Source organism: Vibrio harveyi NBRC 15634 = ATCC 14126 = KCTC 12724 (assembly GCF_001591145.1).
GTDB lineage: Bacteria > Pseudomonadota > Gammaproteobacteria > Enterobacterales > Vibrionaceae > Vibrio > Vibrio harveyi.
In genome coordinates this window covers 1-929 of the sequence record NZ_BCUF01000143.1, presented here as the reverse complement: position 1 = coordinate 929, position 929 = coordinate 1, and the positions used below count along the sequence as shown (strand labels likewise).

Annotated in this window: 1 protein-coding gene; it reads left to right on the top strand. The window is 36.2% G+C overall.

The annotated features are described in order from the left end of the window. Window positions 1-31 precede the first annotated feature (31 nt). The gene (locus VHA02S_RS24890; protein WP_079403009.1) at window positions 32-907 is read left to right on the top strand and encodes a hypothetical protein; all 876 of its coding nucleotides are present in this window, start codon (window positions 32-34) and stop codon (window positions 905-907) included. Window positions 908-929 lie beyond the last annotated feature (22 nt).

Here is a 929-nt window from a genome sequence, read left to right as displayed (position 1 = left end):
TTAGCAAGGCGTTAGGCAATTGGGAGTTACATTGAACTTAGTCTGTTATCTTTCAAATTTTTTAGTATTAGGTATTGAAACTACTAGTACTGAGACTGGTGGTTGGGTAAGGAATAAAATTTGCCTATCTATAGCCGGTTTAAATGTCGAGATCGTTCAAGAACCAGAATTTATAAATGCAAGAAAGAGTGACTTGAGAGGTCAGTTTCTAGAGTCTACGAAACTAATCGTCAAAAATATCGACGAAAGCGATATTGATTCCGTTGTAGAAGTTGTTGAGAAAATAAGTGTTTTACTATCATTCGCAACGTGCTCGGAAGTCAGTTTTTATGCATGGAATATCGAGGGAACAAACAAATCCCATATCTGGGCTACTCGTGGTAAGTACTATTACTTTCGACCACCATTTTGTTGTGTAGATACCTCGCACATAAAGCATTTAATTGAGTCCTGCTTTGATACTTACTCAACGCTTTACGAACAAAGATCTCTAAATGTTGTAGTGGATATTTTCAACACGCCTGAGGTTAATAATTTACAGATAGAGTTGAAGTTAGCTACCTTGTTCATTTTGTTAGAGAACCTAAAATCTTCGTATGCGAAATGTAAAGGGTATAAATATAAAAACGGTTCTTATTGGTCGGAAAGCAACGAAAAGTATTATTTTCAAACGTTACTTTATGAAATGTTTTCTTCAGTAGGGATGGAAGTTGGTCTTAAAGAAATAAAAAACCTCAGGAACGAGATTATACATTCAGGCTTAAGTCACTTACCTTATGACGAGCAGCGGCGAATCTATGCGACATGTAGAGATTTGGTTACGGAATATATCCTCAGGTTAATTGGATACAAGGGTATTTTTAATCCATACGAAAGTAGAGGGGTACAACCGAAAATAATTGCCTAACAAACTGTTCAAGAGGGATTCG